The 15,126-nt window shown below is 44.1% G+C and carries 11 protein-coding genes, 1 other RNA gene and 3 pseudogenes; 5 read left to right on the forward strand and 10 right to left on the reverse strand.

Annotated elements, in window-relative coordinates; translation table 11 throughout:
- Nucleotides 1–332: 332 nt before the first annotated feature.
- Both RID09_RS12610 and RID09_RS12615 read right to left on the reverse strand, forming a co-directional pair.
- Nucleotides 333–1,976 (reverse strand): NB-ARC domain-containing protein, encoded by a 1,644-nt coding sequence (locus tag RID09_RS12610; RefSeq protein ID WP_446336288.1) that lies wholly within the window; start codon nt 1,974–1,976, stop codon nt 333–335.
- A gap of 803 nt (nt 1,977–2,779) precedes the next feature.
- On the reverse strand, nt 2,780–3,271 hold the full coding sequence (locus tag RID09_RS12615) for a hypothetical protein (protein ID WP_446336289.1): 492 nt from the start codon (nt 3,269–3,271) through the stop codon (nt 2,780–2,782).
- Between the two features lie 30 nt (nt 3,272–3,301).
- Between RID09_RS12615 and RID09_RS12620 the strand changes: the two genes are divergently transcribed.
- Nucleotides 3,302–4,528, forward strand: coding sequence for a methionine gamma-lyase family protein (locus RID09_RS12620; RefSeq protein WP_446336290.1), 1,227 nt, complete (start codon nt 3,302–3,304; stop codon nt 4,526–4,528).
- Between the two features lie 470 nt (nt 4,529–4,998).
- Here RID09_RS12620 and RID09_RS12625 read toward each other — a convergent pair whose 3' ends face one another.
- The 8 genes and pseudogenes from RID09_RS12625 to RID09_RS12660 form a co-directional block, all read right to left on the reverse strand.
- On the reverse strand, nt 4,999–6,582 hold the full coding sequence (locus RID09_RS12625) for a hypothetical protein (protein ID WP_446336291.1): 1,584 nt from the start codon (nt 6,580–6,582) through the stop codon (nt 4,999–5,001).
- Nucleotides 6,583–6,740: 158 nt separating this feature from the next.
- Nucleotides 6,741–8,594 carry an ABC transporter permease gene (locus RID09_RS12630; protein WP_446336292.1) on the reverse strand — a complete coding sequence of 618 codons (1,854 nt, stop codon included), beginning with the start codon at nt 8,592–8,594 and terminating at the stop codon, nt 6,741–6,743.
- A 141-nt stretch (nt 8,595–8,735) separates the two neighbouring features.
- Entirely contained in the window at nt 8,736–9,722 is a 987-nt protein-coding gene (locus RID09_RS12635) for an ABC transporter ATP-binding protein (RefSeq protein ID WP_446336293.1), read from the reverse strand.
- A 204-nt stretch (nt 9,723–9,926) separates the two neighbouring features.
- Nucleotides 9,927–10,637, reverse strand: a complete 711-nt coding sequence (locus tag RID09_RS12640; RefSeq protein ID WP_446336294.1) for a PAS domain S-box protein — start codon at nt 10,635–10,637, stop codon at nt 9,927–9,929.
- Nucleotides 10,638–10,959: 322 nt separating this feature from the next.
- Complete coding sequence (locus RID09_RS12645) at nt 10,960–11,490, reverse strand: Rab family GTPase (RefSeq protein ID WP_446336295.1); 531 nt, start codon at nt 11,488–11,490, stop codon at nt 10,960–10,962.
- A gap of 171 nt (nt 11,491–11,661) precedes the next feature.
- Nucleotides 11,662–11,816, reverse strand: a pseudogene (locus RID09_RS12650) (3-oxoacyl-[acyl-carrier-protein] reductase); the annotation flags it as partial.
- A gap of 114 nt (nt 11,817–11,930) precedes the next feature.
- A pseudogene (locus RID09_RS12655) lies at nt 11,931–12,149 on the reverse strand (SDR family NAD(P)-dependent oxidoreductase); the annotation flags it as partial.
- 275 nt (nt 12,150–12,424) lie between these two features.
- Nucleotides 12,425–12,748: a DUF1825 family protein gene (locus tag RID09_RS12660; RefSeq protein ID WP_446336326.1), complete on the reverse strand. Its 324-nt coding sequence runs from the start codon at nt 12,746–12,748 to the stop codon at nt 12,425–12,427.
- A gap of 255 nt (nt 12,749–13,003) precedes the next feature.
- Between RID09_RS12660 and RID09_RS12665 the strand changes: the two genes are divergently transcribed.
- The 4 genes and pseudogenes from RID09_RS12665 (at nt 13,004) to ffs (ending at nt 14,882) form a co-directional block, all read left to right on the forward strand.
- Nucleotides 13,004–13,399, forward strand: coding sequence for an NINE protein (locus RID09_RS12665; protein ID WP_446336296.1), 396 nt, complete (start codon nt 13,004–13,006; stop codon nt 13,397–13,399).
- Nucleotides 13,400–13,902: 503 nt separating this feature from the next.
- A complete protein-coding gene (locus tag RID09_RS12670) occupies nt 13,903–14,451 on the forward strand; it encodes a helix-hairpin-helix domain-containing protein (protein WP_446336297.1) in 549 nt (182 codons plus the stop codon).
- A gap of 13 nt (nt 14,452–14,464) precedes the next feature.
- Nucleotides 14,465–14,732, forward strand: a pseudogene (locus RID09_RS12675) (YciI family protein).
- A gap of 53 nt (nt 14,733–14,785) precedes the next feature.
- Nucleotides 14,786–14,882: signal recognition particle sRNA small type (gene ffs / locus RID09_RS12680), an RNA gene on the forward strand.
- Nucleotides 14,883–15,126 lie beyond the last annotated feature (244 nt).

The raw sequence follows: 15,126 nt of genomic DNA on the forward strand, positions 1-15,126 counted from the left end.
GACTGACACGCCATTCCCTATCAGCTCCAAGGCACGTATTCGTATGTTTTGACTATAAGCGATCGCCATAGCTAGTAGACCTGATGAGAAGTTGTACATTCTTTATTCTAACTTGTAACTAGACCAGCGCGAAGCGCTATAATATATTTTCTTTAATGTTAATGTATTATGTCATTATTTTTACCCTAAATGTTGGAAGACTTGAGTGAATTTTCGTAGGGTCACACTCTTTTTTTATAGAGTGTTCTGTGTCTAATCCAACAAATGGCAGATCATCTCAGAAAATGTCGGTAAAATCATTGCCCTAGGTCATCCTCTTTTTGCTTCACCACTTATGCCAAACCTCTAGGGTTTGCTGACAATCTGCCTTCAATCGCATCCAGCAGGTTGATCACGTTAAGCTGTGCATATCCCACAATTGGGTCAGATGTTTCTTCTAGTATAGAAAGAATCGCTTTGAGTTGATCTTCTAGACTATCTGAACCTTTTAGTAAATACAATCGATCTCTGACGCGGGTAAGAATTAGGCGAATTTGCAGCGTCTTCAGTTCATCCGATACCTGTTCTTTGACTAAAGCATGGCTCCTAAGTAGACCCAGTTTACTTAAGGATTTTGTTTGGCAAACGGTTAAAATTTGCTGGCAAACCTGCTCGATAAATTGATTGGTGGCATATTTCAACAGAGCCGGCTGAATGGTGAAAATCACTTCATTGGCTTCGGTATTGGGTTCTTTTTCCAAAAGCGATCGGCGTTTGAGTGATTCCAAAGCGGCAAGGAGTTTTGATAAGGATGTTACCGAAAACTTCATCGCCTCTTTTAATTCTGAGATAGAAAGGGGCTGATTTTCCAGCGCTAACCAATAAATAATTTCCTGTTCTAACGGAGATAAACGCTGGAATTGCTGATTAAAAACATTCGGCAGAATATCGCCTATAATTAATGTGCTTTGCTCTAAAAATTCAGAGATATTTCCGTCAAATATTTCTTGGATTGTTGTCCCCATAATTTTCAGGGCTAACGGATTGCCTCGATAAAGCTGAATCAGGGCATCGGCGCTTGACTTTAAGGATGAAAATCCTTTGGTTTCTAAGATTCGTTTAGCATCCTCGGCACTTAAGCCTTTGAGTTTCAGTTCTCGAACGGGAAGTTTTTCACCAGCTAATGAGGCTATTTCTATGGGTTTTTCCCGACTAATTAGCAGCAAACAACTTTGATGACGTTCTTCAGCCATGCGCCGAATCAGTTCCCCATAGTCTTGATACCCTTCTCGATAATGTCCGGCTAACTTGCCACTACTCATGATAGTTTCCACATCATCAAGGAGTAACAAACAGCGATGGCGTTGCCCGAAGTCCATCAGTCGCGAAATTTGACCGTTGACTGTCTCGGGTAACTCTCCTTCCTTACCCTCCGATAAAAAGTCGATCACCTCAGCCAGAAGATCACTAAGGGGTGAAGCATGACGTAGCGATCGCCAGATAACATATTCAAAGGAAGATTGAATCTTCTCGGCTAACTTCGCCGCTAGGGATGTTTTACCAATTCCCCCCATTCCTAAGAGTGCCACGATGCGACAGCGTTCTTTCAAAACCCATTGGTCTAGCTGTTCTAGTTCCGCCGTGCGACCGTAAAAGATGGAGATGTCAATCGTTTCTCCCCAATCTTGACGACTATGGGAGGGTGTAGTATTTGCTTGAGCGACAATTTCTTCCCAGTTGAGTCCTAAAACGTGGCAGTATGCTTTAAAGGCATGAGCGCTAATGGGTTGTCTTCCGGCTAAAAACCGCTTCCATGTACCTTGGGAGAGTCCATTTGCATAAGGTCCCCCAGAATGCCACGGTTTATCCGGTTCTAGTATTCGACTAGCCTCAAGCAAGCAGGTGTCGTCATCATCAAGACTCCAACTCCACCCCTTTTCATTTCTGGCTTGCTTGATTTGAGCGAGTCCCCATTGAGAGGCTTTAAGAGTCGGCACTTTTTTACCCTACTTTTGCCATTTGTCAAGATCAATTTTAGCTTATTTGGCGATAGGTTTCCTACGCCCTACTCGCAGGTAGACGTGGGATAAATCGCGCCTTGTGAAGAAACTCGTTTCTATTCTACCCTGATCGGGTTATCCTACTATGATTGAACAAAAATCTTGGCATTCCCCACCGGTCTACACGGTGGGGATGGATAAGAACCCCTCGTCATGCAAGTGAGGGAGTGTCAATAACAAGGGTAAGGAATTCCATTTTTCCTCGCCTCTCTGGTCTTTCCTATACCCGAAGCCTCCCCACCCCCGCACCGGGAGCCTCTTCTCTAGTAGCAATTTTAGGTCTGGGTCTAAACTGGATGATTGTGCCAGCACTTGAGCGAGTTAGACGGTTGCTCCAAATTTAATGTGAATTTTTGTAACAAAACCGGATATTTGGACGCGGATGGTTTCTTTGGCATCTTCGCGGGTTGGCAGGTGTAGGCAAAATTTCCCCCTAGTGCGGCGGGCATGGAAATACTTGAGCAGCTTCGTAGATACGATGAAGCAGAGGGAGCAGGGGGAGCAGGGGGAGCAGAGGGAGCAGAGGGAGCAGAGGGAGCAGAGGGAGCAGGGGGAGCAGAGGGAGCAGAGGGAGCAGAGGGAGATGTTAGCTGTTGGCGTTATTTTTGCCTTCTTGCACTAGGACAAAATAATGAAATACCAACCTCGATGGGCTTTCAGCCAAACTTTGACGAAATAAGGCTTTCGTCAAATTGTATCACTTTTGTCTCAAAAAACTTTCGGTCAAAAAATCCCTCCCCTCAATTGACTGGACTTTGGACAACAATCGCGCCAAAATTAATATCGACTATTTCCTCAGCTCCTGACGCAGACACCTGAATTAAGGACAAGTGGGTATCAACTGTTCCTTTTAAATACATATCTCCTGATGATTCACCGCCAATATCAATTGAACCGAAAATTTTTTGATTTATCGTATTAAGATTAAATTGGAAATAATCCCCCATTAATACACCATTGCTAATATTATCGTAGTCAATTATATTCTGATTTGATGGATCATAAAAAGAAACCGTGAACTTATCTAACCCTTTAGTTTCACTCCCTCCTTTTTCTGATATTATATCGGCAGCCTTTTTTTCATCATAATGGAATGTTCCAGTCGCCGAATATCCCTGATTTCCCTGCCAGCTAAAATTAACAGTAATTGCTTGAGCCGGAACGATGCTAGTCAGTGTGAAGCTTAAGGCTAAACTCGTAACTACAACAAGTTGGGCAAAAATACGTTTCATGCTCATGTATTTGAACGAAAACACAATCCCATGGTAATGAACAGTTCAGAACAAATTCAAGCCGCCGCAAAAGCACTCCGTCCAATTTTTGAAGACATTGACATAACGGTCAAGCAAAATCTGAAAAAAGTCCTGAATGCCTTTTGCCATTATCGGGTTGGTGTGCATCACTTTACTGGGGTGAGTGGTTATGGTCATGATGACTTAGGTCGCCAAACCTTAGACCAAGTATTTGCTAAAGTCATGGGTGCTGAGGCGGCGGCGGTGCGAGTCCAATTCGTTTCCGGAACTCATGCGATCGCCTGTTGCTTGTTTGGGGTATTGCGTCCCGGTGACGAGATGGTATCGGTGGTGGGTGCGCCTTACGATACCTTAGAAGAAGTGATTGGTGTCCGGGGTCAAGGTCAGGGATCGTTACAGGAGTTTGGGGTTGATTATCGTCAGTTAGACTTAACCGCAGCAGGAACAATTGATTGGCAAGCTTTAAAAGAATCCATCGGACAACGCACACGCTTAGTCTTAATTCAGCGGTCTTGTGGTTATTCCTGGCGTCCCAGTCTCTCAATAGCGGATATCGAAAAAATTGTCCAGTACGTTAAACAGCAAAATCCGGATACGATTTGTTTTGTCGATAACTGTTACGGCGAGTTTATTGAAGATAAAGAACCCCCAGCCGTTGGTGCGGATTTAGTGGCGGGATCTTTGATTAAAAATCCCGGTGGCACCATTGTCACGGCGGGGGGATATGTTGCCGGAAAAGCCGAGTTGGTTGAAGCCGCAACCTGTCGATTAACCGCACCCGGAATTGGCAGTTCTGGCGGGGCGACATTTGACCAGAATCGGTTATTATTTCAAGGACTTTTTCTCGCACCGCAAATGGTGGGAGAGGCGATGAAAGGAAATCATTTAACCGCTTATATCTTTGATCAGTTAGGCTATCCCGTAAATCCTAAACCCATGACACCTCGCCGGGATGTAATTCAGGCAATTCAGTTAGGTTCACCGGAAAAATTAATCACCTTTTGTCGGGTAATTCAGCAATATTCTCCGATTGGTTCCTATCTCGATCCCGTACCCGCCCAAATGCCGGGATATGAGAGTCAGTTAGTCATGGCTGGAGGAACGTTTATTGATGGGAGTACCTCGGAGTTTTCCGCTGATGGACCGTTGCGAGAACCTTATATCGTATTTTGCCAAGGGGGAACCCATTGGACTCATGTCGCGATCGCACTAGAAGCGGCGATAGAAGCAATATAGGGTGGGGGAAATTCGTCAACTTACAGCCCTCACCCCCAGCCCCTCTCCCTCTTCTTGGGAGAGGGGAGTAAGAGGGAATTCGGGAAAGTAATGATTTGGCACACCTTATTTTATGAATTACAATTCCATCCAGAAATTGTAGGGGCGCATGGCGTGCGCCCAATCCGATCGGTCAATTAGACAAAGGTAAACGCCCTGCCAAAAGTGCTTTCGTGGCAGATTCTCCAGCTAGGCGCAACTGTCGCGTCAACTGCCAATTTAACCCACCCAAGATAATCACTTGAATTAGAAAGGCTTACAAAACCAGTCCAACTGATGCAAACCCTATATTAGTGATAGCTTCCCTAAAAACATTGTTTTGAAAGCCTTGCCCCACAAAGTTTCCAAGAATAATCAGGTTTGCTTATCACCCTAGGTAAGGGAAAGCCGAATAATGTTTGTAGTTTTAACCCAAAGTGGTTGGTGAGACTTCAGCGCACTTTCGCTGAATTAGGCAAAGCATTATGATTGGCAAATAGCGGTTTTGATGCCGATTCACCGACACGTTTTAACTGACGAGTTAATTGCACAATTAATCCTGCGATTATCGCCCATTGACCCAATACACTAAACAAGACGGTGAAGGCGGATGTTTGTGCTAAAATGATCCAAGGTGCACCAAATACTGACGCAAGCCATAATCCTGGCAATTGTACTCCTGAAGTTAATTCCGTTTGTATGATGGATAAAATAAATAAAGGGACAAAAATCGCCAGACTCAAGGTACTTCCCGCCCAAATCAACGGTTTTTTGCGTCGGATTATCAACATCAATTGAATGAGAAGGGCGTAGAAACCGATTAAATTAGCACAAAGTAACAATCCCGCGATCGCTTTCACTTTGTCATCAACACCGATGGGAAACAGCAGTAACCAAGGGAACCAGACAATTGCTGTAATCCCTAAATTCACCGCGATCGCGACGGATGAAGGACTCTTTTCACCCCAAAGCCAATCCTGCCATGATACTGGCACATTGTTAACAGTTGCATGTTGACGTTGGGATTGCCCATACCTTGCCCAATCCAGCAAAGCTTGTCGTTGCGGCGAAATCGCAAAAATAACTCCTAACAAGAAAAATAGGCTAAACAGAGAAATCCCAAACAAGTAACCAAATAGCTGTTCTTGGCGGGCTACAGACTGATGGGGAAGTGACCACAATAATCCCAATAGCCAAATCTGAACGCCTCCCACTAACCAGTAACTCTGTTGTTTACTTAACAGCGTACCGTTGGGATTGCGGAACATACGATTAGTCGCTTGCCAAACCCAGTATACGCTAACGCTAATTGTGATTAGCGTCCACAACGTTAGCGGCAAAGGTTCATGACCCAGATTCCAAATAAACCAAGACCAATCCCCTAAATCTTTATAGACCAAATTTTGCCAATCAAAAGACCAATCTAATAAACCAGTGAACGTACTGCCCAACCAAACTCCAACTAAACTAGCCGCCAACCCTTGATAAGAGGCTTGAGTTAAACAAGAATTCAGCAATCCTAAATTATAGAACAACCGACAAGTGACCATCATTAGAGCATAAAAACTGATCGTCCAGGCTAAGGGTACACCTGCAGCAATTCCTGCACCCCAATGTAGAGGGACAGCCAAACTTAATCCTAGGTAAACTAATATTGGTACACCCAGCATTTTTCCCCATAAAATACTCTGGCTGGATTGGGGTGTGAGGCGAATAAAATTGAGCGTACCCCGCCGCTGTTCTTTCATCCAATCGGAAATCAGCAAGTAGACGCCGATAGAAAATAAAGACAAGGGTAGAATCCAATTGAGTGTTCTAAAAATCATCAGCCAGTCAAATTCCCAGACGAATTCGACACAGCGATTATTAACATGACTCGTACAGTTTTGGCTAGAAAACGATAACAAAATTAATGTTTGAATGATTAAAGACGTTGCCACAACTATTAATCCGTTGCGGCGCTGCAAACGTCCTCTGAGTTCTCGCATCAACTGAGGATTCCAGTCCCCCAGTCGGTTGATCGGTGTGGAAAACATGGGAAATATCTCCAAATTAAATGTTCGTAGTTGCGCTGTCTTCGCCCTAAAAACTTGAGTCCTCACAACCAACACTGAAATTATACTCTCAAGTTGAACGGGTTTCCTATCAGATCCCCGCCTTTTTCAAGAGTTGGGGATCTAAATTCAAGTGTTATCTAACGACGAATTGAGGGATGTCCCGCTAATAAAGCTTGAGTGGCTGACTCACCAGCTTTGCGTAATTGCCGTGTTAGCTGAGACGTTAATAGTCCCCAGATTAGGCATTCGGTAAGGAGTGCAAAACCGACAGTTGAGATAGCCGCATGTTCAATTCCTGCCCAAGGAAAGGAGGAAAATAGCCATAGAATAGGATTGTCGGAAGGTTCAATTCCCAATACAGCTAGCATAATCAGTGGCAAGCTAAGAACAGCCACAATAGAACCCGTTGCCCACAGCGCCCGCTTGGGTATTTTCATCATTAACATTAGCTGTGCGAGGGTGGCACAAATTAGAGTCATGCAGATGAAGAAAGCAACAGCTAACAAAGCTTTGAGTGTGTCGAATTCTGGCTCATTCCACAGTGCAATCCAAACGAAAAAAGGAGTTGTTGCAATCACTAAATTAATGCAAATGGCGACAATAGCTGGACTTTTTTCTCCCCGAATTAAATCTTGAATAATTCCCCACTGTTTGCGATTTGTCCCTTGTTGCTGACGATAACGCGCCCAATCCTGTAACACTTGGCGATGAGAGGAAAGTGCGGCAATTAAACCCAGGAATAGCACAGCATTAAAGTAGGCAATGACAAAGATGTGTTCACTAATTAAAGAGCCATTCGGCTTGTCTTGCACGGCAAATCCTAACAGCAATACTTGAACACAAGCAACTAGCCAATAACTTTGTCGTTTATTCAGGATAGTCGCGTTGGAATTTTGAAAACGTCGCTTCAGAGCTTGCCAAATCCAACCAGTCCATAAAGCGTAATTCACCAGGGCAAACCCGACGAGACTAAATCCGGCTAAACCCACAGGACTATGGAACCATTGCAATGTTTGTATTTGGTTTTCTGAGAAGGGAAAGGCTCGATGATGAAATTCGGTTTGATTATAAAGATAGGGCAAAGCTAAAGCCGGAGAAAACAAATTTATCCAGTCAACTGGACTGTTAGAGATCCGATTGTTTTGGGCTATCAGTAAGAAGGTAAAAACTGTGCCACCTCCTAACCATGATTGGAAGCCGTTTAACCAAGAACTCATTAACCCAAACAGCAGTGCTGCACTGTAGAAGCAGGCACAACCTGCTCCCAAAACAGCATAGAAGCTGAAAATCTCTCCCAGGGGAATTTGGGCAGATACGCCTAACCCCAGATGCAAGGGAATTATCAGAATGGCGGCGAAATAGAGTAAGATAGGAACGCCTAAGAGTTTTCCTAATAAAATACTCTGGGCAGACTGGGGACTGACTCGAATAAAGTTAAGTGTGCCGCGACGTTCTTCTCCAGCTAAGTCAGCGATTAGCATATACGTCCCCACGATTAGCAGGATGAATATGACAATTACACTCAGCCATGCAAACATTTGTCCATGTTGATATTGCCACCACAGGGGAATATCGATGGCATCTTTTGGACATTTGTAACTTGTCTGTATATGGGTGATTTTTGCCTGAACGTCCGCTATACTGCCTTTGAGTTGATTAATTTTTTCCAAATCAAAGGATTCTGCACTGCTATAGCGAAAGAATTGGTCTTGAAGTAGACGATATTGTTTCTGTAGTTGAGGCAGTTTGTCCTGATCTGCGAGGTAACTATCTCGTAGTTTACAGAATATCTCGGTGCTGTTAATGTAGGGGTAATCATCAGGAGCACTCAAGCGAGTAAATTGATTCAATCCATAGAGGAACATCCCTAGATAGCCAAGTACCGATGCGCCAAGTGCGATCGCGACATTCCGCCCCTTCAGCCTTCCTTTCAGTTCCCGCAAGAGCTGCGGGTTCCACTCACCCAGTCTGTCTATTCCTTTGAGTAGCATGAGAACAGTCTCCTAAATTTGTTATTTGTCCTTAGTCATTTGTTATTCGTGAAAAAATCTTGGTCGGGGCGGGTTTAGTGACATCGGGATGATGTCAAAAACGATAATCGTAAAACCCGCCCCTACAGTCTTGAAAACGTTTTAAGATACTTGCTGATGTCCTAGCTTTAAGAATATAGTTTCTAAGTCCTCTTGTGTACAGTGGAACTCAGTTAGAGGAATTCCCGCTTCAACTAGCGATCGCAACAACATCGCACTCTCTTCTGGATTCCCGGAAAAATCAACCTGTACCTGGTTTTTTCCCGGAATCCGTTCGATCTCTTGAACTAAGGGATAATTTTTCAGTTCAGCCGCCAATACGTCCATATCTCCTAAACTGGAGAGAATAATCTTTTGACGGCTAAAGCGGCGATAAAGTTCAGCTAAAGGCGCACTTTCCACCAGATAGCCGAGTTCCATAATCCCTACCGAGGTACAGAGTTCGGCTAAATCACTCAAGACGTGGGACGAAATCAGAATCGTCATCCCCGCTTCTTGCAAGGTTTTGATAATTTCCCGAAACTGCATCCGGGCGATGGGATCTAATCCGGAAACGGGTTCATCAAGTAACAGTAGAATCGGTTCGTGAATAATTGTTCTCGCCAAACTTAGGCGCTGTTTCATCCCCCGCGATAGGGTAGCAATTAAGCTTTTGCGCTTACTGGTAAGCTGTACCAGTTCCAACACCTCCCGCAGGCGTTGGGTACGCCGGGGTTCTCGCAAGCGATAGAGTCGGGAAAAATAGTCAAGATAGTCCCAAACCGTTAAATCCTCGTAGACAGGGAAATCATCGGGGAGATAACCAATACGCTGCTTGAGTTTGGGGTTGCTTTGATCCCGCAAAAAGCGATCGCCATTAATATAAATTTCACCCGTCGTCGGTTCCTCTGCGGCGGCTAACATACGGATTAACGTGGTTTTTCCAGCGCCATTGGGACCAATCAATCCATAGACTTCACCCGCCGCGACTTGTAAATCGATATCGTTTACGGCGATATGTCGGTCAAATTGCTTGGTCAGTCCATGGGTGGAAATAGCTAGATCTTGGGCTAAGAGTGTCGGGGATGGGAGAAATGTTCCTGCTTCCATAGTTTGTGCTGATGGGATCTAATGTCCGCCAGTTTAACCTCTCTGAAGCAGAGATATCTCTCATCCGGTGACACTTATGCACTTTGGATTGGGGAAGAGGTGATTGGGGAACAGGAAATGTGTCCCATTTGGACAAACTTTATCTGTAAAACCCGCCCCTACAATTGACCCTTCACCAGCTTCGAGGGTATGCTTATGACTTTATCAACTGATATCGCGCCCAATATAAATAATATCTTGTTCGTCTTCTAGTTCGCCCTCAATTCTAGAACAGGAAAACGCCACCAAAATCTTTTCTCCTGTCTTAGTCTGACAAACAACCTCACTCGGATTCGTGCTATTTGGACAAGAGCCATTTTTGTGTAAAACTAAATTATTCAACTGCAGCTCGTCAATAATTAGGGATAAAGGTTTACCAATTAATTCCAAATCGCTATAACCAAATAAGGCATTAGCTGCTTTATTCACAATTTTTATGATCGTTAATTCATTGGTGACGAATAGAGCATCTCCCATATATTGAACAATTTTATCAAGGTATTGACTTGATGCTGCCCAAGCATCTAGTAGTAGGCTTGTTTCATTCGATCGTTGAACTAATGTTTGTTCTAAAGTCATTCTTTCGGTGGTATTCTCACATAAAATAATTAACTTATTTCCGGTATTACAGTTTTCACTATCATTGATAATATACATATCAAAATAGAGAAGGTTGCCTCGTCCAGTAAACCGTCCAATTCCTTTTAAATCAAAGTTTAACTGTTGCCCTTGAAGGATATTGATTAAAATCTCTTCCATCCCGACAATTTCAGGAAAACTCAGACGGACATCCTTACCTCGACTCACATCCTGAGGACGATCAGCAAACTGAGCGATTTTATCGGATAGTTCTACTATATTGAATGATTCATCCACGGCTAAGTATTCTATATGCCGAGAAAGTAATAATTTTTGAAAAAGAGGATGCATTTAACTTTATACTGCCTCGTTGGACTAATATATTAAGATTTATTTTAGCCTTAAACAATCATTGATATCAAGTATAAGTTTTTATAAGGTATATAATTTGATAATAAAAATCATTGTCAAATAATCATGATGTATCGACTTCCCCTACTATCAATGAATTATTTATTCTTATATTTATGTGACAAAAAATAAATATCCACTTACCTCATTTAATGTATTTTGTTGTGACACAGTCAGCTATTGTGTAATACACCCGATTGAATCCACCTCATCCAACCATTCGCTGAGCCAGCTTTAAAAAAATATCATCAACATTTACCCCCATTTTAGCCGATGTGGGATAGACAGCAACTATTCTATTCGGATAATTCAAGTGGCACTTTTCCAGGAAGTTTTGCTGTTGTTCTTCAGTAATAAGATCCGCTTTATTTAAGGCGACGATGCCAAATCCTTTGGGATTTACAGATAAAAATGCCTGTAAGTGATCAGAAACATGATCGATTGTAACTTGGCGACTGACATCAGCCACAATTACCGCACTGCTTGCTCCTTGCAGGTACATCGGTGTCACCGTTTTAAATTTAGTATTTCCCTCCAAATCCCAAATTAGCATTTGTACCTGGAGCGCGTTTTTGGGCATTGCGGCTGGCACGTCAACGGTTTTTCGGGAAATCTTTACACCAACGGTTGACAGATACTTATCGCTAAACTGCCGTTCCACAAAGCGACGAATCAAGCTGGTTTTACCCACACTAAAATCGCCTAGCATACATATTTTTTTAGAGATCAGGGAAGTCATCCTATTTTCTTAACTCCAATCGATAAAGAATCTAGTATATATGACTACCAATATTTGAGCGATATAAAATATTTCTTGAGTCATTAGTTATTTGTGTTTCTTGTCACAGACTAGTTGACCAATGACTTATTTGATGTCCATTATTCCCTGTTAAGTGTTTCCTTTCGTCTATTAAATACTGCCATACACAGGAACTGCTGCACCGCGAACATCTTGCGCTGCTTCTGAAGCTAAGAAACAGATCCCCTGAGCCAGAGATGAGGGTTTCACCCACTGATGGGTGTTCTATTTCCCCATCCCTGACAATTAGTCAGCGTGTCAATCACCCTAGTGCAGCGCCCTTGGAAATACTTGAGCAGCTGTGTCTATGCTTCTAAAGCAGGGGCAGCAGGGGCAGCAGGGGGAGATAGTAGCTGTTGGCGTTATTTCTGCCTTCTTGCACTAGGAAGTACAATATTGGCGGTGATATTCGTACCTTTGCTTTCATCTGCGATCGCTTGAGTCAGGACAACGACTCCAGCTTTGGCAGCACAGTGGGATGCCAATTGTCCCACAGGTTACACAGCACCCCGCGATCCCACTGTGACAATTCGCCCATAATCCTGTTGCAGCATTTTTGCCAAACTATGCTTGCACAGCAACAAGGTTGTATTGAGGAATATTGACAAACTTTTGGTTATTCCGCTTGTCCATGTCCTGAATTTAAACGAGTGGGTATCTTCATTTCCCAAATTACCGCGATTTGAGCAGCGATGAAGCTGCCCAACATTCCATTCAAGCAAGAATTCAGCTTTACCTTATCGGGTAGAAGCGTCAGATGTGTGGTACAAGTGGCTCAAGCCCATTCCCTAAGGGGACGTCCAAAAACAAATGACCAATGACCAACGACGACGAACCCATAACCAGATTTGACGGAGTAAATTTTTTACGATTCCTAAGACTGTTTTTCCAGTTCTGATTTCATGCGCTCTAAGGTCATTTGCATTTGATCAAACATTTGCTGAGGCGTGATGCCGAACTGACCGAGTTGGGTATTAAGTTGCTCAACTGTCATCTGAGCCATAAAATCCTCAGATAACTCGAAGCGCTTCATAAAAATTCGATAGCGCTCCATCATCGCTTCCATCTGATCAATGAAAATTTTCTTCCCTTCTCGGTCAAACTTGCCGTAGCTGCCTCCCAATTGGACAAGGGATTGATAATCTTCAAACAGTTGTTTAGCTTCTTGTTGGACTATCTCTGAATCAAAAAACCCCATAGCTCTTACCCGATCAACCGAGTGGGTTGTACTGCCGTTTCCAGTCATATTCTAGTGCAGTGTTGCACTTAAAGGAAACTTCGGTTATCCGTATTTAGGTGAGCAGGGGGAGCCGGGGTGTAGGGGCGGGTTTTACAGATAACATTGATCACTTGACTAAACCCGCCCTTGGGAGAGCATCTCAATATCATAGAAATAGGGTCATCCTCTTGCTGGATTAGTAACGGTGTCCTTTCGTCTGTTGTTAAAACCACTATGTTAAGCAAGCCGAAAAGTCGAAAAGTCGCTTCCTTACTAGCGTTTAGTGGGGTAGTGATACCTATTGCGGGACTCCATAAATTTTATCTGGGGCAACCTTGGTGGGGAATTTTTTATTTGTTGCTATTTTGGACACCAATCCCCAAAGTTGCGAGTGCCATTGAAGGAGTGTGGTATTTGTTGCAAAACTCGGAGCAATTTGACCAAAACTTTAATGGGGAGTTGATCTCAACCGGGGTGTCAGCGCCAAGTCAAACCCCAGAGGTTGATCCGGCGCAAGTGGGTGCGATCGCGGATGCGCTGCGACAACTCGACAAGTTGCGTCAGGAGGGGTTGATGTCAGAATATGAGTTTGAGCAAAAGCGTCGCCAATTACTGGATCGTATCGCGTGAAGTACCCCAACTTGCTTCGCTCTTATTTGGGGCTTCCAACTAGCAAGCAAGGACGGTCTTATTCGTCTTGGCTTACGCCACGCTTACGCGAACGGAGTTTCCCGTTTCATCCGCCGATGCCTCCAAGAGTCACCTCTTATTGGTCTTACTCAGCGTCAACAGGCAGCCGCCCGCCTTCCGCAGGCAGAATATTTACTGGGTCCGCTTGGTTTTCGCGGTTTATGGTTAGAGTTCTAACCGGATAATGCCTATTGGCATCTTGCACTATTCTTTTGGAGGACGATGAAAGCGAACGGTGGTCGAGTTCGTTAACGTGCAAGGACTACATCTCTATCACACCTAACTCTACTATCATCAGCCCATGCCTTAGAAGGTAGACCTAAGCAAGCTACTATCAATGTACCACAAAAGGTTTATTGCATCAGGATAATTTGGAAATTTCGTTCCTCAATTTCCTGCTTACGCTGAGAAAGGGGATTTACGCATACCGTGTTAAAAAGAAGATGGCACTGTTTGACTGGCTTTTATCGACGCAACGATTAAACCTAACTTGGCGCTCAATCCAAGGGCGGATTCAGAGCGATCCTTACTATCGGCTGCAATCGGCGCAAGACATTGAGGTGGCAGCGGCATTGGGAATTAAAATTGATGTCAATCAAGCGACAGTAGATGATTGGCTGAGATTACCGGGGATATCCATCCATCAAGCGCGATCGCTGGTTGAATTGGCAAGGAGTGGTGTACAGTTTTGCTGTTTGGAGGATATTGCGGCGGCGTTAAGTATCCCTGTCGGGCGGTTGCAGCCGTTACAACCGATTCTCAGCTTTTGTTACTATGATGCCGAAAGTCCAGCAACACCTGTGCCGATTCATGCTAATACAGCATCCGTGGAACAACTTAGCCGAATTCCCGGAGTTGATTTGTTTTTAGCCAGAGCGATCGTGCAAAATCGGCAAGAGATGGGCAACTATCGGAATTTAGCCGACTTGCAGCGACGCCTTGCCCTTCCCCCGGAACTGATATCTGAGATAATGTACTATCTGCGGTTTTGATCGGAAAAAACAAATGCCCTGGTTCGTCAAGATAGAAGAAGGCATCGTCGATAAACCGACGTTTGACCAATATGTTCCGGCGCATAAAGCCTATGTTCAAGACTTGATTTACAAAGGACACAAAGCCAAAACAGGTTACTGGGCTGAGCGAGGGGGCGGAATGCTCCTGTTTGAGGCGAGTTCAACAAAAGAGGCACAGGCGATCGCCTGTGCGAGATCCGTTGGTGGCAAATCACTGTGTTAGATACCAGCTTCACGAATGGCGGATTATTGCTGAATAAAAAATATCTCCGTGAACTGATCAATGTGGTTTAAAGATGTTATGCTAGTAACTGACTCGGATTCATGCAATCCCAACGCTCAAACCTTGTCAGAACCGGAAGGTAGCAGCAATACGAGATGCTTGGGATAGGCGTGAACTCCGGGTCTTCTCGTACCTGGCTCTACGGTGACGCATTATTTTTTATCGGTAATCTCCGGTTAACTTAAGTCCCAAGACTGCTCGCAGTGAGTTCTAATTTAATTTTTTATCGCCATAGTTCCACGCCTTACGTCTCTACTGGCTCCCCCTACTCCCCTATCCCTTGCCCTATTGAGTTGAATCCTGAGACCTAGGTGTAAACAAGGCAGAGCGCTAATCTCGCTATACTGCCAAATGATACCCTTATTTATTGG

The organism is Coleofasciculus sp. G1-WW12-02, assembly GCF_040219735.1.
In the GTDB taxonomy this organism is placed as follows: domain Bacteria; phylum Cyanobacteriota; class Cyanobacteriia; order Cyanobacteriales; family Coleofasciculaceae; genus Coleofasciculus.

Bases quoted from the DNA above. Each gene is read 5' to 3' on its own strand.
- RID09_RS12615 (WP_446336289.1), bottom strand. From the start codon at position 3,271: ATGAAACGTATTTTTGCCCAACTTGTTGTAGTTACGAGTTTAGCCTTA.
- RID09_RS12620 (WP_446336290.1), top strand. From the start codon at position 3,302: ATGGTAATGAACAGTTCAGAACAAATTCAAGCCGCCGCAAAAGCACTC.
- RID09_RS12625 (WP_446336291.1), bottom strand. From the start codon at position 6,582: ATGTTTTCCACACCGATCAACCGACTGGGGGACTGGAATCCTCAGTTG.
- RID09_RS12630 (WP_446336292.1), bottom strand. From the start codon at position 8,594: ATGCTACTCAAAGGAATAGACAGACTGGGTGAGTGGAACCCGCAGCTC.
- RID09_RS12635 (WP_446336293.1), bottom strand. From the start codon at position 9,722: ATGGAAGCAGGAACATTTCTCCCATCCCCGACACTCTTAGCCCAAGAT.
- RID09_RS12645 (WP_446336295.1), bottom strand. From the start codon at position 11,490: ATGACTTCCCTGATCTCTAAAAAAATATGTATGCTAGGCGATTTTAGT.
- RID09_RS12660 (WP_446336326.1), bottom strand. From the start codon at position 12,748: ATGGGGTTTTTTGATTCAGAGATAGTCCAACAAGAAGCTAAACAACTG.
- RID09_RS12665 (WP_446336296.1), top strand. From the start codon at position 13,004: ATGTTAAGCAAGCCGAAAAGTCGAAAAGTCGCTTCCTTACTAGCGTTT.
- RID09_RS12670 (WP_446336297.1), top strand. From the start codon at position 13,903: ATGGCACTGTTTGACTGGCTTTTATCGACGCAACGATTAAACCTAACT.